Annotated in this window: 15 protein-coding genes and 1 riboswitch; of the genes, 8 read left to right on the top strand and 7 right to left on the bottom strand. The window is 38.2% G+C overall.

Annotation, left to right across the window (positions count from 1 at the left end; translation table 11 throughout):
- Nucleotides 1-890: 890 nt before the first annotated feature.
- Complete coding sequence (locus A6E06_RS06795) at nt 891-2,456, top strand: polysaccharide lyase family 7 protein (protein ID WP_065591891.1); 1,566 nt, start codon at nt 891-893, stop codon at nt 2,454-2,456.
- A gap of 373 nt (nt 2,457-2,829) precedes the next feature.
- Here A6E06_RS06795 and A6E06_RS06790 read toward each other — a convergent pair whose 3' ends face one another.
- A complete protein-coding gene (locus A6E06_RS06790; protein ID WP_065591890.1) occupies nt 2,830-4,566 on the bottom strand; it encodes a hypothetical protein in 1,737 nt (578 codons plus the stop codon).
- A 126-nt stretch (nt 4,567-4,692) separates the two neighbouring features.
- Nucleotides 4,693-5,556 carry an oligogalacturonate-specific porin KdgM family protein gene (locus tag A6E06_RS06785; RefSeq protein ID WP_065591889.1) on the bottom strand — a complete coding sequence of 288 codons (864 nt, stop codon included), beginning with the start codon at nt 5,554-5,556 and terminating at the stop codon, nt 4,693-4,695.
- 519 nt (nt 5,557-6,075) lie between these two features.
- On the opposite strand from A6E06_RS06785, the gene A6E06_RS06780 reads away from it, so the two are divergent.
- The 3 genes from A6E06_RS06780 (at nt 6,076) to A6E06_RS06770 (ending at nt 11,632) form a co-directional block, all read left to right on the top strand.
- Nucleotides 6,076-7,113 carry a polysaccharide lyase family 7 protein gene (locus A6E06_RS06780; protein ID WP_065591888.1) on the top strand — a complete coding sequence of 346 codons (1,038 nt, stop codon included), beginning with the start codon at nt 6,076-6,078 and terminating at the stop codon, nt 7,111-7,113.
- A gap of 525 nt (nt 7,114-7,638) precedes the next feature.
- Complete coding sequence (locus A6E06_RS06775; protein WP_065591887.1) at nt 7,639-9,411, top strand: transporter; 1,773 nt, start codon at nt 7,639-7,641, stop codon at nt 9,409-9,411.
- Nucleotides 9,412-9,871: 460 nt separating this feature from the next.
- Nucleotides 9,872-11,632 (top strand): transporter, encoded by a 1,761-nt coding sequence (locus A6E06_RS06770; RefSeq protein WP_065591886.1) that lies wholly within the window; start codon nt 9,872-9,874, stop codon nt 11,630-11,632.
- 86 nt (nt 11,633-11,718) lie between these two features.
- Here A6E06_RS06770 and A6E06_RS06765 read toward each other — a convergent pair whose 3' ends face one another.
- Nucleotides 11,719-12,276 carry a TMEM165/GDT1 family protein gene (locus tag A6E06_RS06765; RefSeq protein ID WP_065591885.1) on the bottom strand — a complete coding sequence of 186 codons (558 nt, stop codon included), beginning with the start codon at nt 12,274-12,276 and terminating at the stop codon, nt 11,719-11,721.
- A 95-nt stretch (nt 12,277-12,371) separates the two neighbouring features.
- Nucleotides 12,372-12,496: riboswitch (yybP-ykoY riboswitch) on the bottom strand.
- Between the two features lie 160 nt (nt 12,497-12,656).
- Here A6E06_RS06765 and A6E06_RS06760 point away from each other — a divergent pair.
- Both A6E06_RS06760 and A6E06_RS06755 read left to right on the top strand, forming a co-directional pair.
- Nucleotides 12,657-13,583 (top strand): LysR family transcriptional regulator, encoded by a 927-nt coding sequence (locus A6E06_RS06760; protein WP_065591884.1) that lies wholly within the window; start codon nt 12,657-12,659, stop codon nt 13,581-13,583.
- 61 nt (nt 13,584-13,644) lie between these two features.
- On the top strand, nt 13,645-14,409 hold the full coding sequence (locus A6E06_RS06755; protein WP_065591883.1) for a bifunctional 2-polyprenyl-6-hydroxyphenol methylase/3-demethylubiquinol 3-O-methyltransferase UbiG: 765 nt from the start codon (nt 13,645-13,647) through the stop codon (nt 14,407-14,409).
- A 60-nt stretch (nt 14,410-14,469) separates the two neighbouring features.
- Here A6E06_RS06755 and A6E06_RS06750 read toward each other — a convergent pair whose 3' ends face one another.
- The 3 genes from A6E06_RS06750 to A6E06_RS06740 form a co-directional block, all read right to left on the bottom strand.
- Complete coding sequence (locus A6E06_RS06750) at nt 14,470-15,900, bottom strand: 6-phospho-beta-glucosidase (RefSeq protein ID WP_065591882.1); 1,431 nt, start codon at nt 15,898-15,900, stop codon at nt 14,470-14,472.
- Between the two features lie 74 nt (nt 15,901-15,974).
- The gene (ascF, locus tag A6E06_RS06745; RefSeq protein ID WP_065591881.1) at nt 15,975-17,438 is read right to left on the bottom strand and encodes a PTS cellobiose/arbutin/salicin transporter subunit IIBC; all 1,464 of its coding nucleotides are present in this window, start codon (nt 17,436-17,438) and stop codon (nt 15,975-15,977) included.
- A gap of 112 nt (nt 17,439-17,550) precedes the next feature.
- On the bottom strand, nt 17,551-18,165 hold the full coding sequence (locus tag A6E06_RS06740; protein ID WP_065591880.1) for a bifunctional 4-hydroxy-2-oxoglutarate aldolase/2-dehydro-3-deoxy-phosphogluconate aldolase: 615 nt from the start codon (nt 18,163-18,165) through the stop codon (nt 17,551-17,553).
- A 154-nt stretch (nt 18,166-18,319) separates the two neighbouring features.
- On the opposite strand from A6E06_RS06740, the gene A6E06_RS06735 reads away from it, so the two are divergent.
- Nucleotides 18,320-18,874: a gluconokinase gene (locus A6E06_RS06735; RefSeq protein WP_060993256.1), complete on the top strand. Its 555-nt coding sequence runs from the start codon at nt 18,320-18,322 to the stop codon at nt 18,872-18,874.
- Complete coding sequence (gene edd / locus A6E06_RS06730) at nt 18,871-20,667, top strand: phosphogluconate dehydratase (protein WP_065591879.1); 1,797 nt, start codon at nt 18,871-18,873, stop codon at nt 20,665-20,667. The genes A6E06_RS06735 and edd overlap by 4 nt, the downstream gene beginning before the upstream one ends.
- Nucleotides 20,668-20,722: 55 nt before the next feature.
- Here edd and A6E06_RS06725 read toward each other — a convergent pair whose 3' ends face one another.
- Nucleotides 20,723-21,730 carry a substrate-binding domain-containing protein gene (locus A6E06_RS06725; RefSeq protein WP_065591878.1) on the bottom strand — a complete coding sequence of 336 codons (1,008 nt, stop codon included), beginning with the start codon at nt 21,728-21,730 and terminating at the stop codon, nt 20,723-20,725.
- Nucleotides 21,731-21,890: the final 160 nt, after the last annotated feature.

The following is a 21,890-nucleotide window of genomic DNA, read 5'->3' as shown; positions in this document are numbered from 1 at the left end:
CTTATTAAATAATACAAATATAATACATTATTTTGATCTCTTGGATCTGTGAATTGACTCCACTTATCAATTAAAAATCATCTCATGGTTTTAGGTGAAAATTTATAGGTGAATTATCTATTTGATTTTAATTGGTTTAATATATTTTCTTACATTTATAAATTTTCAAAAATGTGCGTTGTAGCATGAAATTAAAATACAGCACTTTAAAATTATTTGTAATATATTATTATATTTCGTGGTTAAGGGTGATAAACATAATGATGGTGTAATGAAGAGAGTTCATAGGATCTATTATTAGTGTAAACCGATTAAGCTAAAGATTATTAAGGTGTTAAATTAACGTATTAATAGTTGCTCACAACGATTCTAATTATATATCCATGCCTTTGATTAAGAGGCAGGAAACGGTAGTGGCTGAAACTACCCTTGCGTTCATGTTGTACAGGCGGCATGAGCGTATTTTTTTGCCTAAAATTTGAATATTGAGTTCAATGAAGAAAGAAGTGCCGGTTAGATATGGCGTCTCTTTATTATCGGTGAGATTAGTGGAGTCCCATTTGAAACGGTTAATCTTGATCACCCGATAGCGACTTACGAAGTATCAATAAACACGTTCACATTTAGGTTAATCGCTTTTAGTTCATTATAAGCAGAGCATAATTGATTGGATTTAATATTAGCAAGTGTGATCAAGATTCAGAATTACATGGATGAAAAGAGGTCGTAGTCTCATTAATTCAATCAACTCTTTTATTTGTATTATAAGATGATGTAATGTTTATTTGAAGTTAACGTTGATGTTGAGATTAAACACATTGTTCATCATAATTTTTTGGTCTCGATTTCAATTGAAAATACTGCTCCTGTAATATAATAATGGATTTAATATGAAACGAATTATTTTAAAAAGCTTGCTAGCTTCTTCTATCTTATTTGCTGTTGGTTGTACGAGTACCGGATCTCCGACAGTTGACTTTCCTAATAATAAAGAAACGGGTGAGGCAATCCTAACCCCTGTCGCTATTACTGCTAGTAGTCATGATGGCAACGGTCCAGAGCGACTATTTGATCAAGATATTACGTCTCGTTGGTCTGCAAATGGTGTCGGTGAATGGGCAATGCTTGATTATGGTTCAGTGATCGAGATTGATGCAATTCAAGCCTCATTTAGTAAAGGTAATGAACGCCAGTCTAAGTTCGACCTTTTGGTTAGTGTTGATGGTGACAATTGGACAACGATCTTAGAGGGGCAGCTAAGTTCGGGCAAAGCTATAGGTCTAGAGCGTTTTCAGTTTCAGCCTGTGCAAGCACGCTATGTAAAATACGTTGGTCACGGCAATACCAAAAATAGCTGGAACTCAGTAACAGAACTGGCCGCTGTGAATTGTGGCATTAATGCCTGCCCAGTCAGCCACATTATTACTGATGACGTAGTTGATGCTGAGTTAGTTTTAATTGCAGAAATGAATGCAGCAAATAAAGCACTTAAAGAAGCTCGTAAAGACTTACGTAAAGGCGACTTCGGAGCTCCTGCTGTTTATCCATGCGATACAACGGTGAAGTGTAATACTCGCAGTCCATTACCTGTACCAACCAATCTACCAACACCACCACTTGCAGGTAACGCTCCAAGTGAAAACTTTGATTTAACGACTTGGTACCTATCCCAACCGTTTGATCATGATAAAAATGGTAAGCCAGATGATGTCTCTGAGTGGAACTTAGCAAATGGTTACGAGCACCCCGAATTATTTTATACAGCTGATGATGGTGGTTTGGTTTTCAAAACGTTCGTGAAGGGAACACGTACTTCTAAAAACACGAAGTATGCACGCACAGAAATGCGAGAAATGCTACGCCGCGGTGATCAGTCAATTTCGACGAAAGGGGTTAACGCGAATAATTGGGTATTTAGTTCATCACCGACTGAAGACCTGAAAGCGGCTGGTGGTATTGATGGTGTTTTAGAAGCAACACTTAAAATTGATCATACAACAACAACAGGTGATGCGCATGAAGTAGGCCGCTTTATCATTGGTCAGATCCACGATAAAGATGATGAACCAATTCGCCTTTACTACCGCAAGTTACCAAACCACTCAACAGGAACGGTTTATTTTGCTCATGAAAACACAAATGAAGGTACCGATAATTACTTTAATTTAGTGGGTGATATGACGGGTGATATTGGTGATAAAGGCATTGCCCTTGGTGAAAAATTTAGCTATAAAATTGATGTTAAAGGCAACACCATGACAGTTACTTTGATGCGAGAAGGCAAAGATGATGTTGTACAAGTTGTTGATATGAGTGAGAGCGGTTACGATCAAGGCGGTCGTTACATGTACTTTAAAGCGGGTGTTTATAACCAAAACATCAACGGCGAATTAGATGACTATGCACAGGCTACTTTCTACAAAATTAAAACATCACACGATAAATACCAAGATTAATTAAGTGTCATAACTTATTTATAACGTTATAAAACTAAAGCCTCTTTCTCGTTGAGTTGGAGGTTTTTTTTGTCGGTTATCTCTACATTCCAATCAATTTAGGCAGCATTAGGTCGTTCTTTTTATGACGCAGCTCATTTAGCTAAACTCATTGATGAAGAAGCAGACAGTACCTATTAATGATAATTAGGGATAGTGACAAGTTTAGGTGACGAATAAGCATTAAAATACTTAGGGAGTGCTTTTGTTCAGGAATGAAGGAGGGAGTATGTCACTAGGCGTTATTGATTGGTGCGTTTGGTGATACAGTCGCTAATGAGATAAAAAATGCCGTCGTAATGACGGCATTTAATCAGTAAAAAATGAAGGTGTTTTATTTCGCTGTGTTAAGTGGATCTTGAGCAACTACAGCAGAAAATGTGCTTGAATTGTATGGCGAGGTACTTAAATCTTCACCAATTGTACGTGCGTCAAAGTCATCATTGAAGACTTCTATCGTACCTGAGTCATCTGAATACACTTCATAATTATCAACGAATAAGGTGGTGTTTGCCATATTGCTATTTGATGAGAACTTAACTGTGGTTGCGGTTACTTCAACTCCTGGTGTGATGTTCTGTGAATGATAAGGACCATATTCGGTACCATCGATGTTCACTGAATAAGTACCGACGTCAGTAGTAGATGAGGTATCCCAAGACATCTCTATATCAATCCAGGTATCTGGGGTAAATGTTGCCACTTGTTCAGCTTCACCGCGCAGCGTTATTTTACCTTCATCGATTTTTAATTCACCAATTAAAGAACTGGTTGAATTTTTGGTATCAAAGAGTGCGACATAAGCCGATTCAGTTTCAGTAGCATCATAATACATAGATAGTTTATGCGTTCCGGTAGTCATACCTGAATCAAACTTATAACGAAGTTCACCGGTGTCACCTGTATCTTGATCGGTAATTGCGGCAACTTTGTTATCTGTTGGGTCAGTGGGATCTGTTGGGATATTATCACTACCGATGACGGTCGCTTCAGAACTGTTGTTATTATAAGGCTTACTATTCAATATTTTACCTGCTGAATAGCCATCAAAACTATCTTCAAAGACTAACGTTTCAATGCCACTGTCGCTTGAATAAATTTTTAGGTTATCGGCAATAAGCTCATAGTTATTGGTGCTTCCATTGTCACCTAGTCTTAATGCGATAATTTCAACAGGGCTATTTTCAGGAATTTCATCAGCTAAGTATGAGTACTCGGCGTCATTTACTTTGAAAGTAAAGACATTGGTATCCCAAGTAACGTCAATCTTTAAGGTTTCACCTTCTACATAGCTGCCATCAATTGGGTTTAAAGCTTTTGCGTTGTCACGATATTTAATAACACCGCCCTCTAAAGCAATTTCACCATGTAAGTTAGTCGTAGATGTACCTGTGGTATAAAATGAGACATACGCGTTTTTACTGTTGCTATCACCAATTGAATCCTCATCGGCTTGGTAAATCAAATCTACGGTTAATTTACCTGAGGTAATGTTTGTAATATCGTTGTCTGACAACTTCAGCCTTAACTCTCCGGTATCTGTTGTTAAGGTATCTACGATTTGTACTTGGTTGTTTATACCTGATTCTTCATTTGCTCTTGTTACTGCGTCACTCACGGAAGGATTTCCAGTCTCATCAGAACCTGTCAGGATCCCTTCTGATGCGGTATCAACGCTTAATGTCCCATTCGTTACAGAGTAAGCGCCTGACACATTAGTACTGGTCGAAGTATCTGTCCCGTAATAAGTAAATATAATCGTTTTAGAATCCACATCTTCTGTATAAGTGGTTGTTTTTATTTCGTAGGTGCCTGAAACGGTATCATCGAAGTAATATTTTTGTGTTCCATCAGCAAAAATATAAATATTAGGTAAGTCAGTTGACACGACATTAGAGAATGCGCTTATCGCGGTTGCTGATCCAATTTGCCATAGGCCACCATTTAATGCTGACGCAGGGGTTCCTGGTTCGACTGACGTTTCTGGTGGAATAGGTAAACCATCGCTATTACAACCAAATAAGAAGCCAGTGGAAAGAGCGACAGCGATAGCTATTTTAGAAATCTTCATAATAAACTCTCTTGTACGTTATATTTTTCAGACAAAAGATTTAGGAGTACGCCTTCAGCGTGAATGAATAAAATTTAGCCCTACACTTACGCAGGGCTAGCATCAATCTAATGTCTATTAAGGTGATTAGAATGAGTAAGAAACACCTACACGATATTTAGCTTCACGATCACTTGATGTCGAGCTAATGTCAGACGACCATAGTTCTGCGTAAGGCTTCCAAGATTCGAATTTGTAGCTGACTTTTATACCTGCATCCCATTCCCAATCTTTACTATCATATAGAAGTACGTTATCTAGAGATTTTACGTAGTTTGCTTCATAAGCAAGAGCGAGTTTAGGTAGAGATTTTATTTTATAAGAACCAGTAAGCGTCACTTTCGATTTTTGTGCTGACTCTAGACGTTCACCCGTTTCAGAATCTGTATCACCAAACATATTATAATTACGGAAATCAGCATATTCATGACGGTAACGTAAAGCTGTTGTTAACCCCATCTCAGCTTTGTAACCGACTCGTAATTGTGGTTTATAGGTAATTTTTTTCATTTTCCAGTCGCCATCATTAGCATTAGGCTCATCAAAATCTAATGCGATAGGCATACCTATTTGTAAATACCAATGGTTGTCGATTTTGTAGGTCGCCGTATTATCCATCTCCATACCGTATATGTATAAGTTGCCATTGTAGAAGCTGTTACTGTTTGCACTTTTAACTTCTCCATCATCGACATCATAGTAAGAATCATCGGTATGAAATTTAACCTCTAGACCTGTGGAGTGTTTCCACTTATCAGAAAGAGTAAAGCTCTCGCTTAATTTGACGCGGTGTTGATGGCGAGCATCTACAGATGACTTTTCCGTTTCTCCATTCTTTAGATAATCGGTTGCTGCTCGATATTCGTATCGATAATCCATTGTGGCTGCCGTGGCTGCACTTGCAAAAAGGGTTGAAGCAATAATGGCTGCAATTTTTGTAACAGAATTCATACCTTTGTCTCACTATTATTTATTTTTTGGGTGACTGCTTAGTACGCATTAATTAATGATATTGAATTAATGTATGACAAATATGTTACGAATTATTTTGTTAATTTTCTGTGATTCCAATCAAAAAGTTCATAGCAATTGCCGGTTTTATAACTAATTGCAATGGTTATCCCATTTTTTGTTGATGATTTTGTATTTATATTGATTGTGATCCCATTGATGAAATATTTGTATTTATTTATATTTAAATAATACAAATAATGATTAAATCGTTCCAAAAGAGACGTTTATTAACGAGCTTAAAAGGCGTGGTTAATGTTAATTAATAGTGTTTTTCTTTTTGAGGCGCTGTACCAATTTTTTATAAAGAGTGATTTCAATAAAACGGATTATCTATAAATAATATGCTTCAGCTTCAAGAGAGATTAAATAGCTTATAAATTACCGATTTTCTTTTAATTAATATAATTTCACACTGAGGAGGTAACTCAGTGCTTACTTAATACTAAGGATTGATGGATGTTTAAAAAAAATATATTGGCAGTTGCTTTGTTAGCGGCAGTTCCAATGGTGTCATTTGCAAATAATGGAGTATCGAATCCAGTTCCTGCGGATAAATTTGATATGCGCAATTGGAAGATTACAATTCCTTCAGATATCAACGAAGATGGCCGCGTTGATGAAATTGAAGGCGTGGCAATGATGAGTTATTCGCATACGGACTTCTTCTATTTAAATGCTGATGGTCATGTTGTATTCGAAGTTCATAACAAAGCGGTAACGACAAAAAACTCTAAAAATGCACGTTCAGAATTGCGTCAAATGGCTCGTGGTGCAGATTTCTCTATTGATACACATGATAATTTGAATAACTGGGCACTTTCAAGTCATCCTGATGCAAAAACATTTAGTGCTGTTGGTGGCATACTTGAAGCAACATTAAAAGTTAACCATGTTTCGGAGAATGCTAAATACCCAGAAAGATATCCAGCATACTCAGTCGTGGTTGGTCAGATCCATGCAGAAAAAGACAATGCTCAAATTAAGGCTAAAACGGGTTACGGGCACGGTAATGAGCCGATTAAGATTTTCTATAAGAAGTTCCCAGGGCACAAAATGGGATCTGTCTTTTGGAACTATGAACGTAATCTAGATAAGAATGATCCAAACCGTATTGATATTGCTTATCCTGTGTGGGGGAACACTTGGGAAAACCCAGCAGAACCAGGGGATGCTGGCATTAAGCTTGGTGAAGAATTTAGTTATAAAATAGATGTTAAAGACACCATGATGTATTTAACATTTGAAACTGAACGACATGAAACGGTTACGTATGAAATTGACTTAAGTAAAGGTATTGATAACAAAGATTATCCAACAGGATACGCTAAAGATGCTTTTTATTTTAAAGCTGGCGCTTATGGTCAATGCAGTGTGAATGATTCGCATCCAGTTTGGGGGCCAGGTTGTTCTGGCACTGGAGATTTTGCGATTGATAAGAAAAATGGTGATTATAATAGTGTCACCTTCACTGAACTGAAGTTGAACGGCAAATAATTCGTCGGTATTAATTTATCTGTTGAGGTTCTTCAAACAGATAATCAGGTCACTTAGCTGAAAAGTTAAGTGGCCTTTTTTATGCTTAATTTTCTAACGAGGGCTTCTTTATATCAAAAAGAGATCGCTAATGATTTGCGTTATTTTTGTTTAGCGATAGTCAGCCATTATCTATAAATAGGAATAACATCTAAGATGCAACTCACCTATTGGTAATACAAAATGATCGTTGTGGTGCTTTGGTATATTTATATATAGCAGTAATTCAACCGATGAAAATGAGCTTTGTTCGTTAAATTACTTGAGTTTTGTACGGTTTTTTTATGTGTTTAGGTGTTTTTTATGTCTTTTTTGTAGTGATTTAGGTGTAAAAAAATCTGATGGTTTTATGAAATAGGTCACTTGTATGATTATATATTTATCAAATAAACAATCTCGATCACTAATTTGAGGTATCGTACTACAAATAGACCCCGTTAAAATGATACGGTTTTGTAACAAATCATTATTACAAAAGGTCAAAAGATGGAACTCAATACTCTGATCGTCGGTATCTACTTCTTATTTCTAATCGCAATTGGTTGGATGTTTAGAAAGTTTACTAGTACAACAAGTGACTACTTCCGCGGGGGCGGTAATATGCTTTGGTGGATGGTAGGTGCGACTGCATTTATGACCCAATTTAGTGCATGGACATTTACAGGAGCTGCAGGTAAAGCCTATAACGACGGTTTTGCCGTTGCGGTTATTTTCATTGCGAATGCCTTTGGTTACTTCATGAATTACGCATATTTTGCACCTAAATTCAGACAACTTCGTGTTGTAACAGTAATTGAAGCCATTCGAATGCGTTTTGGTGCAACTAATGAGCAAGTATTTACTTGGTCTTCAATGCCTAACAGTGTTGTGTCTGCGGGTGTATGGTTAAATGCACTGGCTATTATTGCATCGGGTATTTTTGGTTTCGATATGAACATGACTATCTGGGTTACTGGACTCGTAGTATTAGCAATGTCGGTAACGGGAGGCTCTTGGGCGGTTATTGCTTCGGATTTCATGCAAATGGTTATCATCATGGCGGTAACCGTTACTTGTGCCGTTGTTGCAGTGGTTCAAGCCGGTGGTGTGAGTGAGATTGTGACTAACTTCCCGGTACAGGAAGGTGGTTCTTTCCTTTGGGGCAACAACATTAACTACCTAAGCATCTTTACTATTTGGGCATTTTTCATTTTTGTTAAACAATTTTCTATTACAAATAATATGCTTAATTCATATCGTTACCTTGCAGCAAAAGATTCAAAGAATGCTAAAAAAGCAGCATTGCTTGCTTGTGTGCTAATGATGGGTGGTGTGTTTATCTGGTTTATGCCTTCTTGGTTCATTGCAGGTCAAGGTGTTGATCTAGCAGCGGCTTACCCAGAGGCGGGTAAAAAAGCGGGTGATTTTGCTTACCTATACTTTGTTGAAAAATACATGCCAGCAGGTATGGTTGGTCTATTAGTTGCGGCAATGTTTGCAGCAACCATGTCTTCAATGGATTCAGGTTTAAATCGTAACTCGGGTATTTTCGTTAAAAACTTCTATGAACCAATTATTCGTAAGGGACAAGCATCCGAGAAAGAGCTAGTTACCGTATCTAAGATCTCTTCTGCAGTATTCGGCTTTGCTATTATCCTTATCGCACAATTCATCAACTCACTTAAAGGATTAAGTCTGTTTGATACGATGATGTACGTAGGTGCCTTAATTGGTTTCCCTATGACAATTCCTGCTTTCCTTGGCTTCTTCATTAAGAAGACACCGGATTGGGCTGGTTGGGGGACACTTGTTGTTGGTGGTATTGTTTCTTATGTGGTTGGTTTTGTTATCAATGCAGAGATGGTATCGGCAGCCTTTGGTTTACAAGATATAACAAGTCGTGAATGGTCTGATGTTAAGGTGGCTATTGGTCTAATTGCTCACATCACATTAACTGGCGGCTTCTTCATGCTATCAACGTTGTTCTATAAACCGCTAACAGAAAAGCGTCAAGCCGATGTCGACAAGTTCTTTGGTAATTTATCGACGCCACTGGTCGCTGAATCTGAAGAGCAGAAGCAACTAGATAACAAACAGCGCCAAATGTTAGGTAAGTTAATCGCCGTTGCTGGTGTTGGTATCATGCTTATGGCATTACTGACTAACCCTATGTGGGGACGTTTAGTCTTTATTTTATGTGGTGTGATAGTTGGTGGTGTCGGTGTTCTACTGGTTAAAGCCGTTGATGACAAAGTAGAACAGCAGGTAATTACAGAATAATCTGCTTTTTATAAAAAAGAATATAAAGAACCAATCTTACATTACAGTGTAGGGTTGGTTTTTTATTTTTACCCTTCAAATAATGATGGTTCGTATTAAAACCATTGCGATTAATACGCAAACCTTAGATTATTTTACATCAATAAATCATACAAAAGTGTTGTTTTTACTATAATTTGTTAGCAATACTTTCATTTATAATCAATTATTAACTGGTTGTTATCATCTATGTATTTACTTTTATTTCAGTTTCTTACCGGTTTTTTTTACCGTAATTTACTCCTTTTTTTCCTATTCTCATTGCTATTAATTATAAAATTGTGAATTACATCACTTGTCTGATTATATAAGTTTCAAATTAACAGTTTCTATCACCATTTTGAATTATTGTAGTACAAATGTTTTTATTGCTATCTATAATCAGCTTCAATAAAAACATAATTACAAAAAGGTCAAAAAGATGGAACTTAATACTCTTATCGTAGGTGTCTATTTCTTATTCTTAATTGCAATAGGTTGGATGTTTAGAAAGTTTACAAGTACGACAAGTGACTATTTTCGCGGGGGCGGTAATATGCTGTGGTGGATGGTTGGTGCAACTGCATTTATGACGCAGTTTAGTGCATGGACATTTACCGGAGCTGCGGGGAAAGCATTTACTGATGGTTTTGCAGTAGCAATTATTTTTATTGCTAACGCATTTGGTTATTTAATGAATTACTTGTACTTTGCGCCTAAATTCCGCCAACTTCGCGTTGTTACGGTAATTGAAGCAATTCGTATGCGTTTTGGTAAAGTGAACGAGCAAGTATTTACTTGGTCTGGTATGCCAAACAGCCTGATCTCGGCAGGGATATGGTTGAATGGACTTGCCATTATTGCTTCTGGAATTTTTGGTTTTGATATGACTACAACAATTATCTTAACAGGGTTAGTTGTATTGGTTATGTCGGTAACTGGTGGTTCTTGGGCTGTAATCGCCTCTGATTTTATGCAGATGGTTATCATTATGGCAGTAACTGTCACTTGTGCGGTTGTCGCGATTTATCATGGTGGTGGCGTAACAAATATTGTTGAAAATTTCCCAACAGACTCGTTTATTACTGGTGGTAACTTAAACTACCTGAGTATTTTTGGTATTTGGGCTGTATTTATTTTCTTGAAGCAGTTCAGTATCAACAATAACATGTTGAATTCGTACCGTTATCTTGCTGCTAAAGATTCTAACAATGCTCGTAAAGCGGCGTTACTTGCTTGTATTCTAATGTCTATTGGACCGGTTATTTGGTTCATGCCTAGCTGGTTTCTTGCCGGTCAGGGTGTTGATCTTGCTGCTCACTATCCAGAGGCAGGAAGTAAAGCGGCTGATTTTGCATATCTTTACTTTGTTGAAAAATATATGCCGGTTGGTATGGTTGGTTTACTTATTGCAGCAATGTTTGCAGCAACGATGTCATCAATGGATTCAGGGCTTAACCGCAACTCTGGTATTTTTGTTAAAAACTTTTATGAAATCATTCTTCGACCTCAAGCGTCTGAGAAGGAGTTAGTATTAGTGTCGAAAATATCATCAACCATATTTGGTTTAGTGATTATTTTAGTCGCGTTATTTATTAACTCGCTAAAAGAGCTGAGTTTGTTTGATACCATGATGTATGTAGGTGCATTGATTGGTTTCCCAATGACTATCCCCGCTTTCCTTGGCTTCTTTATCCGCAAAACGCCTGATTGGGCAGGGTGGGGAACCTTAGTGGTTGGTGGTATTGTGTCTTACTTTGTTGGTTTTGTTGTTACGGCAGAGATGGTTCAAAACGTATTTGGATTAAATGAATTAACCAGTCGTGAATGGGCTGACTTAAAAGTTGCGATTGGTCTGATTTCTCATATGATATTTACTGGTGGGTTCTTCTTACTATCAACACTATTCTACAAACCTCTAGCAGCACATCGTGAAAAAGACGTAGATAAGTTCTTTGAAAACCTAGCGACACCATTGGTTTCTGAGAGTGCAGAACAGAAAATATTAGATAATAAACAACGCCGTATGCTTGGTTCATTAATCGCAGTCGCTGGTGTTGGTGTGATGGCAATGTTTACATTACCAAACCCATTATGGGGCCGTATGGTGTTTGTATTCTGTGGCCTTATTGTCTTTAGCGTTGGTTTATTGCTGGTTAAAGCGGTTGATGACAAGCTGGAGAAACAGGTAATTACAGAATAAATTTTCTTTTAAATAAGATATAAAAAAACCAATCGAACAATACGTTCGGTTGGTTTTTATCTATTTATTACTATAATACTAACCCGTTACATACCGAAGAAAGTACTTACGGCTAATCCTAAGAAAATCACAGCAGTAATACGATGAATTAAAGTCAGTGGTAATTTATGGGCAGAAAACTTACCAATTAATACGACTGGCACGTTCGCTAATAGCATGCCTATCGTTGTACCAATAATAACCCAATGTAAAGCATCGGCATTTTGAGCCCCTAAGATCGACGTGGCAATTTGAGTTTTATCTCCAATCTCAGCAATAAAGAAAGCGATAAAACTTGCAATAAATGGACCTCTGCTTGAGATGCTTTCATCTTCGTCTAACTTGTCTGGGATCAGCACCCAGCCAGCCATCGCAACAAAACTTATAATGAGAGCCCACTTTAAGGTTTCAGGTGTTAGATAATCGGCAACAACAACGCCTAAATAAGCGGCTAAAGCATGGTTTAAAATGGTCGCAAAAAAGATGGCGGCAATAATAGGGATTGGTTTTCGGTATCTACTGGCTAGTAGTAAAGAGAGGAGTTGGGTTTTATCACCGATTTCAGCTAGTGCGACGGTGGTTATTGATATTGCTAATACACTCATGACATTACTCACTTGGGCGGGATTATAATTATAAGATCCATAGAAAAACCTCACGCCCACCCAATGGTTCGTGATGTTAATCTAAGGTCTTGCCGAACAAGCTGCTCATGCTTGTCTCGCACACCATGGTGATTTTGCACCAATTATGTTGATGTACGAACTCTCTGTTTATTTTTGATAATTAAAACGAGAAAGCGGGCTACTCCCCAAAGAGTAAGGGCGTTATAGTAGGGGAATAATCACCTAGGTTCAAGTCAAGGTATTGTTAGAAAATGTAAATGTCGTAATTTAATGGATTAATTGCTTATATTTTTACGCATCTATTTAACTCGGTTCGTATTATAATTTGTGTTACACAATCGCTTTATTCATCAGGTATTATGGATCTTATACAGCTCTCTCGTATTAACTTTAAACAACTAACGGCTCTACATGTCATGCTATCAACTCATAGTGTTACGAAAAGTGCTGAGATTTTGTGTATGAGTCCATCAAGCGTGAGTAAAACATTATCTCAATTACGTTCTTTACTTGGTGATGAATTATTTTATCGAGATGGAACTCAGCTTATTCCTTCCCCATTTGCATTAAAAATTGGTTCAACCGTCCATCAAATTCTTAATAATATGAATGGATTACTAAATCAATCGGCTTTTGAACCAATGGCGTTTTCGGGTAAATTCTCCCTTTCTATGCGTGAGAGTACCTTTGAAATATTCTCTTCTATCATTAGTGATATTTTATCGACTCAAGCGCCTAATTCTCGTGTTGAAATTCATTCTAAAGAGCAATTAGGGTTTGATGCTTTATTAAATGGCCAAGTTGATGTCATTTTGTTACCTCACGATAGAAGTCAGCCACCAACGACAGAAAAGCAATTAGTGTGGGAAACCGTACTTGATGATGAGATGGTTTGCTTGATGGGCGTAGGTCACCCGTTAGTTGATAAAGAACTAAGCGTTGAAGACTACTTAGCCTATAAGCATGTTGGTATTTTTGATAAAGAGCTAAATGTGCCTTATTTTGAACAGTGCTTAAGTCAGCAATTTACACCGAGAGAGGTTGTTATTTCAGTGGCTGATTTTGGCAGTGCTGCGATTCTTTGTCATCAAACTGAATTTTTATTTACTTGTTCTAAAAGATGGGCTGAAACGGCAAAGCAAGCTCAAGGATTAGTTATTAAAGCGTTGCCTTTTGATTATGGTCAGGTTGCTTATAGCATGGTTTATAACAAATTAAGTTTGAATGATCAGTCGCTAAATTGGTTATGTGAGCGTATGAAAAAGCCAAATAATGTTACTATCTGATCCTCAACCAACATGAGCATTGTCATTACTATTTTTAGGCGTCATTTATCAAGGTATTTAAATGGATTTCACAAAAGAAAAGATAACAGCTGAGCATTCCCTAGAACGAATTTACCCAAAACAGCTGAATCAAGATGAAAAAAGTCATCAAGATGTATTAGATATTCATTTAGAACGCTATGAATTTGCCTCAACGCAGTTACGTGGAACTCATATTTTAGACATAGCTTGTGGTTGTGGCTATGGCACGGCTTTAATGGCTGAGGCCCATCCCGATAAACAATTTGTGGGTGTTGATGTTGATCCTCTAGCAGTCGAGTACGCGAGAGAGCATTATCAAGCGGATAACTTACGCTATGAATGCGGTAATGGGATGGATTTCCAACTTTTTCTTAGTGGTAACAGATACCAACAGTTTGACACCATTATTAGCTTAGAAACGATTGAGCACGTACCTGAGCCTCAAAAAATGGTAACGCATTTATTAACTCAATTGAGTAAAGAAGGGGTTATGATCGCGTCTGTTCCGACAACACCAACGGTTGATGGTAATCCGCATCATTTACATGATTTCACAGTGGCCTCTTTTTATCGTCTGTTTTCAGCTTCAAATTATCAAGCGGGTGAAACGTTTGAGCAGATCCAATATTGGGAGTTTAAAGGATTGTTTTCGAAAAAAGAATCTAAAGAAAACCGATCACAAGGCGTGGGGCGAAATATCGTTAAGCATTATGTTAAAAAACCAAGTGCGTTGTTCTTTAGAGTGCATTCAATATTAACGAAAGGGCTAAACAATCGTTATCTCACAGCTGTTTTTTCTAAATAAAGAATAAATAAATAGCCAACCTCTGGAGGAAGAGGTTGGCTATTTATTATTAGGATTCTTTTATTCTAAATCTTCGCCATTAGTCGCGATGACTTTTTTATACCAGTAAAAGGATTTTTTAGGCATTCTATCTAATGAACCATTACCTAAATTATCTCGGTCAACATAGATAAAACCATATCTTTTGCTCATTTCACCCGTCGAAGCCGCGACTAAATCAATGCTTCCCCATGGGGTGTAGCCCATTAATGGAACGCCATCAGAAATTGCATCCTTCATCGCTTTAATATGTTCTTTAAGATAGTTAATGCGATAGTCGTCGTTTATCTCGCCGTTTTCATCAATTGTGTCTACCGCACCTAATCCATTCTCTACTAGGAATAATGGCTTTTGATAACGGTCATACAAAGTATTCATGGTGATACGTAATCCAACAGGGTCAATCACCCAGCCCCAATCACTTGCTTCTAAGTGAGGGTTCTTGATGGATTTAACTACATTGGCTTCACTGGTATTGTTATCGTTCATATCCGCAGAGGCACAACGAGAAGCGTAATAACTGAATGAGATGAAATCGACCGTATTCTTTAAGATCTTACGATCTTCATCAGTGATATCGATAATCACATTTTTATCATCAAAGACCTTTTGAGCATAAGATGGGTAGTAACCACGCGACTGAACATCAATAAAAAACAGGTTTTCTCTGTCTTTTTGCATTGCGGTTAATACGTCTTCTGGTTTGCATGAGTATGGGTAAAAATTCCCCCCGGCTAACATACAACCCACTTGGTTTTGTGGGTTAATGTCATGTGCGATGCGCGTAACTAATGCACTAGCAACTAACTCATGGTGCGCAGCTTGATATTTAACTTGTTCTTTATTTTCTCCTTCTTTGAAAAGAATACCTGCCCCTGAAAATGGGCTGTGCAGTAAGATATTAATTTCGTTGAAAGTAAGCCAATGTTTTACTAATCCATCAAATTCAGTAAAACAGGTTTTTGCATAGCGTTCAAAAAATGAAATCATTTCTCTGCTGCGCCAAGAACCGTATTCTTTGACTAAATGCATAGGAACATCGAAGTGGCAAAGTGTTACTAAAGGTTCAATACCGTACTTTTTACATTCTAAAAAGAGATCACGATAAAAACGAATGCCTTCTTGGTTTGGCTCTAACTCGTCACCTTTAGGGAAAATACGACTCCATGCAATAGAGGTTCTAAATACTTTGAATCCCATTTGGGCAAGTAGAGCGATATCGTCTTTATAGCGATGGTAAAAATCGATGGCTTGGTGGCTAGGGTAATATTCAGATTCATCCAATGAGACATTTTCCAATAAACCTAATTTTGTTGCCATACGATTTTCACCGTAAGGGATCATATCGACCGTGGTTAATCCCTTCCCACCTTCTAAGTGTGCGCCTTCTGCTTGGTTTGCAGCAATAGCTCCGCCCCATAAAAAGTCTTTAGGAAATACATTATTAGACATTTTGTTATCCTTTAAATAGCAAAGTACCAAATAGAATTGGCACTTTGATTTTATGATATAAATTGGTTTATCAGTTACGCGGTTTCAGGTTTTGTATTGATGTTAGCTGGCGTAGTTTCGTTCTGAACTTCTTTCTGCTCAATGTCAGTTTCATCTTCCGGTATATCTTTGAAACCAATAATTAACGTTAGAGCAAAGGAGAGGACGACAGAAAGCACCATTATCCCAAATACCCATACGATACTCATCGGATTATCAACATCGAAAAACTGTACACTGGTGAATAATCCTGGAGCAGCCATTGAATGACTAAATAATCCGGCCATTCCCGCCAAGGCACCACAAATGAACCCACTGATGACACTTGCAATTAATGGCGTCTTCAATCGAACCGCAACACCATAAAGTGCTGGCTCTGAAATGCCCGCTAAGATGGCAGACGCTGCAGCAGCTAATGAAGTTTGGCGTAATTCACTGTTTTTAGTTTTGTAAGCAACCGCAAGTGATGAACCACCAAGAGATAAGTTTGCGCCAATTTCTGATGGCATAACCATACCTTCACGACCTGTTTCTGCTATCGTTTGGATAATTGTCGGTGTAAATACTCGATGCATACCAGTAAGAACAAGCAGAGGCCAAATTGCACCCATAATCGCTACGGCTAACCAACCAAGTGTGTCATGAACGGTATAAACAATTGCTGAGATACCTGTACCAATCCAAATGCCAACAGGGCCAATCACAACAATAGCGATAGGTGCAGCAATAAGGACAATTAACATTGGTTTAAGGAAGTTTTTAGTTACCGCGGGGGTAATACTATCAACCCAACGTTCAATGTAAGAAAGCACCCATGTCATGCATAATACTGGGATAACCGTATAGGTGTATTTTACGGCAAGGACAGGAACGCCAAAGAAGGTTGCTTCGACACCGTTTGCTGCTTGTGCCATTAGGTCGACAAAAGCAGGGTGAACAAGCACGCCCGCAATCGCAATGGCTAATGACATGTTAGTTTTAAATTTAATAGAGGCAGAAGCGGCAACCATAATTGGTAAGAAGAAGAAAGCACCGTCGCCTATGGTATTTAAAATAATAAGGGTTGAATCTGTTTTTTCAAATACTCCAGCCATTAGGAGGATCATGCCTAATAGTTTTACCATTGAGCCTCCGATGATCGCAGGGATCAGTGGAGACATGGTACCAATTAAGGCATCTAAAATTTTTGCACCAATGACTTTTGGTGTCAGCTTTACTTTAGTCGTCTCGATATCTTCTTGACCACTTAAATTACAAAGCGCAGTCACTTCTTTAAATACGTAAGAGACAGTATTGCCAATAATCACTTGGCATTTATCACTGTTATGAACAACACCCATTACGCCTTTTATTGCTTTTAGGGAAGTAACATCAATCAAACTTTCGTCTTTTACAACAAAGCGTAATCGTGTCATACAGTGAGTTACTGCGATAACGTTGTGTGAACCACCGAGTTTTTCAACGACGGATTGTGCAGTAGCGCCATAATTCTTTGACATGCTTAACTCCAAGTTTACTTTCCATGTGTGAGAACAGACGAACGAATCATTGATTAAATAACCAACAGAGTACTCATCGCTCGCCTTGTTATTGTTTTGTTTTTGTCAGAATTTAATTATTTACGTCTTTTACTAGCTGAGTTAAACCTTTCCAATCACCGTTGTTGATCATGGCATTTGGCACCATCCATGTTCCACCACAAGCGACAACAGAGGGTAAAGCAAGATAATCAGAAACATTCGTTGGACTAATGCCGCCGGTTGGCATAAAGCTGACAGGATAAACTGCAGATAAAGCTTTTAGCATCGATAGGCCACCAGAAGGTTCCGCAGGAAAGAATTTGACGGTTTTTAATCCTAAAGACATTGCTTGTTCAACTAAGCTTGGATTATTAACTCCTGGGATAATAGGAATGTTTTTCTCTTGGCAGTAAGTCACTGTGGTTGGGTTCAAACCTGGACTGACAATGAAATCAGCACCCGCATCGATAGCGTCATCAACTTGTTGGGTTGTTAATATTGTACCTGCACCAATCAACAGTGTTGGGTATGCTTCTCTCATTAAACGAATAGATTCAACAGCAGCCTCGGTTCTGAAGGTTATTTCAGCACAAGGTAATCCATTTTCTATAAGTACTTTAGCGAGTGGAACTGCATTATTTTTATCTTCAATTGCGATAATTGGAACGATTTTGATTTCTTTTAATTGCTGTTCGATGGTTTGCATTTTTTATTCCTTAATTGGTCGAAGCTTGAAGAAAATAGTTTCACAAACCTCTAAGTTACGGGTAACATGTTACCAATAACATTTAGGAAATAAACTAAATTCTTCACGATGTTTGAAAAGTGAGATCTAGCTCAAAAAAACTTAGGGAGTAAAAATGTCAGGAAAAAGCATCATTATTATGGGTGTCTCAGGCTGTGGTAAAAGCACGATTGGTGAATTGCTGGCAACACGAATTTCAGCGAAATTTATCGATGGGGATGACTTACACCCAAAAGCGAATATTTTAAAAATGTCACGTGGTGAGCCATTGAGCGATGAAGATCGCTTGCCTTGGTTGGAGCGAGTACGTGATGCGGCATTTAGCATTGAAAGTAAAAACGAAACAGGTGTAATTGTTTGCTCATCATTGAAAAAAAGCTATCGCGATAAAATCCGAGAAGGGAATAAAAACGTCAGTTTTGTTTTTCTGGATGGAAGTATTGAGCTTATCTTACAAAGAATGTCTTTTCGCTCTGGTCATTTCATGAAAGAGAATATGGTAAAGAGTCAGTTTGATATTTTAGAGCGTCCAGTGAGTGAGAAAAGCGTTATTACCATAAATATTGATGCGACGCTGAATGACATTATTGAAAAAACAGTTTTAGAATTAGAAAGCCTTTCTCGCTTTAGCAACCTAAGTAATACACAACAAAATAAGGTAGTAGCATGACTCACTCAACCATCTTAGCGGTAACGAAACGAATCCAAGAACGAAGTGTTGATAGTCGTCAGGCTTTTTTGAATAAAATTGAAGAACAAGAAAAGGCGGGTAAAGGTCGAGCTCAAATGTCTTGTGGTAATTTAGCACATGCAGTTGCTTCTTCTTGTTCTAGTGAAAAGTCGACGATATTGAATTTAACACACGCAAACGTTGCGATTATTACTGCATACAACGACATGCTAAGTGCACATCAAACATATAAAGACTATCCTGATCAAATTAAATCAACACTAAATGAGCACGGTCATACCGCACAAATCGCGGGTGGCGTTCCTGCTATGTGCGATGGTGTAACTCAAGGTCAAGCAGGCATGGATATGTCTCTTTTCTCTCGTGATTTAATTGCTCAATCTACCGCGTTTTCGTTAAGCCATAATGTATTTGATGCGACATTACTGCTTGGGATTTGTGACAAGATAGCCCCAGGACAGTTAATGGGGGCACTAAGTTATGCTCATTTACCGACGGCATTTATTCCTGCAGGACCAATGTCTACTGGTATCACCAATGAAGAAAAAGTCGATGTTCGACAAAAATTTGTAGCGGGAAAAGTCGGGCAAGATGCGTTGCAGAAAATGGAATGTAATGCCTATCACTCTTCTGGAACTTGTACATTTTATGGAACCGCAAATACAAATCAGCTTGTATTTGAAGCGATGGGGCTAATGTTGTCAGGTTCTGCTTTTGTTCATCCAGAATCGCCACTTCGTGCGGCATTAACTGATTATGCATCAGTACGTTTGGCATCAATGACTGCTGATACCCCATCGTATAGACCGTTAAAAAAGGTGTTTACAGAGAAGAGTTTAGTGAATGGCTTAATTGCATTATTAGCCTCTGGTGGCAGTACAAATCACAGCATTCATATGATTGCCATCGCTCGTGCAGCAGGTTTTATTTTAACGTGGGAAGATTTAAGCGACTTGTCTGATATTGTTCCACTTTTAGTGAAGGTTTATCCTAACGGGCCAGCTGATATTAATGAATTTCAAGTCGCTGGCGGTGTTCCTGCACTAATGAAGCGTCTGCATGAAAGTGAATTATTGCATACTGATGTTACTCCAGCTTTTGGCGATTTCAATCAACAGCTAATGTCACCAACCTTGGTTGATGGGCAGCTTGAATGGTTCGATGTCATAGGCACTGCAAACCCTAATGTTATTGCATGTAGTGGCGAAGAGTTTCAAAGTACTGGTGGAACAAAAGTGCTACACGGCAATTTAGGTAGCGCAGTGATTAAAGTGTCTGCTGTGGCAAAAGAATACCGATTTATAGAAGCGCCAGCGAAAGTATTTACTTCACAACATGATGTGGAGGCAGCGTACAAAAAAGGCCTGTTAAATCAAGATTGTATTATTGTCGTGACCCACAATGGACCCGCAGCGAATGGAATGCCTGAGCTACATAAGCTAATGCCTATTTTGGGAAATATTCAGAAAGACGGTTATAAAGTTGCCTTGGTTACTGATGGTCGATTATCTGGCGCGTCAGGCAAAATTCCAGCGGCTATCCATATTTCTCCTGAAGCCCTACGTGGTGGTGTGATTGGACTGATTCAAGAAGGAGATATTGTTCGTCTTGACAGTGAAAATGGAAAGTTAGATTTATTAACCTCGTATGAGGGGCGTCAACCTATGGTCATTGATACGGAAAAAGAGCAGGTCACGTGGGGACGAGATATATTCAAAATTATGCGAGACAATGTTTCGAGTGCAGAAGAAGGCGCTTCATTCTTGTATTAATAGATTGGCTTAATATCTAAGGAGCAGGAATAAAGCGCAATAGAGAAAGCTGAAATTACAAGCTTTCTCCTTGTGTAATCGTAAAGCCCAGATCAAACACTTTTTGTTCTGGGCTTTTTCCTGCCAGAGAATCTAGCAGTAATTGTGCACTTTTCTCTCCAATAGCATATAAAGGCGTATCTACGCTGGTTAGTTTTGGTGACATTGCTTGGCCTATGTCTAATGAGTTATATCCAACGATACTAATTTGTTGTGGTACTGGGATTTTTCTTTCTTGGCAAGCCATGATTGTTCCGATAGCAATATCGTCATTAGTACAGAAGATCCCATCTACAGTAGGGTGTATGCTTAATGTTTGTTCAAGAAGTTTTTGACCTAAGGTAAAGCTTGAGTGAGCTTCGGTTAGGATGTGGATTGGCTCAAATCCAGCTTCTGTAATCGCTTTATCGTAACCATTCATACGTAGTTGTGTTCGGGTATCCAGTCGGGCACCAAAGTAGACGATGTGTTTTTTCCCTTTATTGAGCATAGATTTAATGACAGTATAAGCCGCTAATTCGTGATCTAATCCGACAGCAATATCAATTGGGTTTTCAGGTAACTCCATCGCTTCGATAATTGGTATGCCAGCGGTTTTTATCATTTGTAATGTACGCGGAGTATGCTCTGAACTGGTTAAAATAAGTCCATCTACCTGATAAGAAAGTAGGGCCGCTATCTTGTTTTCTTCAATATCTTTGCTGTAACTAAAGTGGGCAATTAAGGTTTCATAACCACAAGCATTGGTTACCGCTTCAATACCTTGTGTAAAATTAGCAAATACTTGGTTTGATAAAGAAGGTAGCAATACACCAATCGCTTTACTTGAGGCTTTTGAAAGCATTGCTGGGGCACGGTTTTGAATGTATCCAAGCTCTTCAACAACGGCTCTTATTTTGACTCGCGTTGGCTCTGCAACTGAACTAGGAGCTCGCATATAGCGGCTGACCGTCATTTTGGTGATGCCGATTCTGTCTGCAATATCTTGTAAAGTTGGGCGTGATTTTCTAATCTCAGTAGTCATAATAAGCCTTAGTTAATGTTACAGTAACATTATAGCTGAGGCTTTCTTTATGAATCAATGCTTTGTTTGGGTAATAGATTATTGGCGTGATGATGAATTGTTTTTTAAACAAAAAAGGTTCTGCATAATTAGTGACAGAACCTATTTTGAATCGATTAAC

Source organism: Aliivibrio sp. 1S175 (assembly GCF_001690985.1).
In the GTDB taxonomy this organism is placed as follows: domain Bacteria; phylum Pseudomonadota; class Gammaproteobacteria; order Enterobacterales; family Vibrionaceae; genus Aliivibrio.
Note: the sequence above shows the minus strand (reverse complement) of the source record. Positions and strands in the feature narration are given on the sequence as shown.

Excerpts from the sequence above, each read along its gene's own strand:
- A6E06_RS06795 (WP_065591891.1), top strand. The coding sequence starts at position 891 with ATGAAACGAATTATTTTAAAAAGCTTGCTAGCTTCTTCTATCTTATTT.
- A6E06_RS06790 (WP_065591890.1), bottom strand. The coding sequence starts at position 4,566 with ATGAAGATTTCTAAAATAGCTATCGCTGTCGCTCTTTCCACTGGCTTC.
- A6E06_RS06785 (WP_065591889.1), bottom strand. The coding sequence starts at position 5,556 with ATGAATTCTGTTACAAAAATTGCAGCCATTATTGCTTCAACCCTTTTT.
- A6E06_RS06780 (WP_065591888.1), top strand. The coding sequence starts at position 6,076 with ATGTTTAAAAAAAATATATTGGCAGTTGCTTTGTTAGCGGCAGTTCCA.
- A6E06_RS06775 (WP_065591887.1), top strand. The coding sequence starts at position 7,639 with ATGGAACTCAATACTCTGATCGTCGGTATCTACTTCTTATTTCTAATC.
- A6E06_RS06770 (WP_065591886.1), top strand. The coding sequence starts at position 9,872 with ATGGAACTTAATACTCTTATCGTAGGTGTCTATTTCTTATTCTTAATT.
- A6E06_RS06765 (WP_065591885.1), bottom strand. The coding sequence starts at position 12,276 with ATGAGTGTATTAGCAATATCAATAACCACCGTCGCACTAGCTGAAATC.
- A6E06_RS06760 (WP_065591884.1), top strand. The coding sequence starts at position 12,657 with ATGGATCTTATACAGCTCTCTCGTATTAACTTTAAACAACTAACGGCT.
- A6E06_RS06755 (WP_065591883.1), top strand. The coding sequence starts at position 13,645 with ATGGATTTCACAAAAGAAAAGATAACAGCTGAGCATTCCCTAGAACGA.
- A6E06_RS06750 (WP_065591882.1), bottom strand. The coding sequence starts at position 15,900 with ATGTCTAATAATGTATTTCCTAAAGACTTTTTATGGGGCGGAGCTATT.
- ascF (WP_065591881.1), bottom strand. The coding sequence starts at position 17,438 with ATGTCAAAGAATTATGGCGCTACTGCACAATCCGTCGTTGAAAAACTC.
- A6E06_RS06740 (WP_065591880.1), bottom strand. The coding sequence starts at position 18,165 with ATGCAAACCATCGAACAGCAATTAAAAGAAATCAAAATCGTTCCAATT.
- A6E06_RS06735 (WP_060993256.1), top strand. The coding sequence starts at position 18,320 with ATGTCAGGAAAAAGCATCATTATTATGGGTGTCTCAGGCTGTGGTAAA.
- edd (WP_065591879.1), top strand. The coding sequence starts at position 18,871 with ATGACTCACTCAACCATCTTAGCGGTAACGAAACGAATCCAAGAACGA.
- A6E06_RS06725 (WP_065591878.1), bottom strand. The coding sequence starts at position 21,730 with ATGACTACTGAGATTAGAAAATCACGCCCAACTTTACAAGATATTGCA.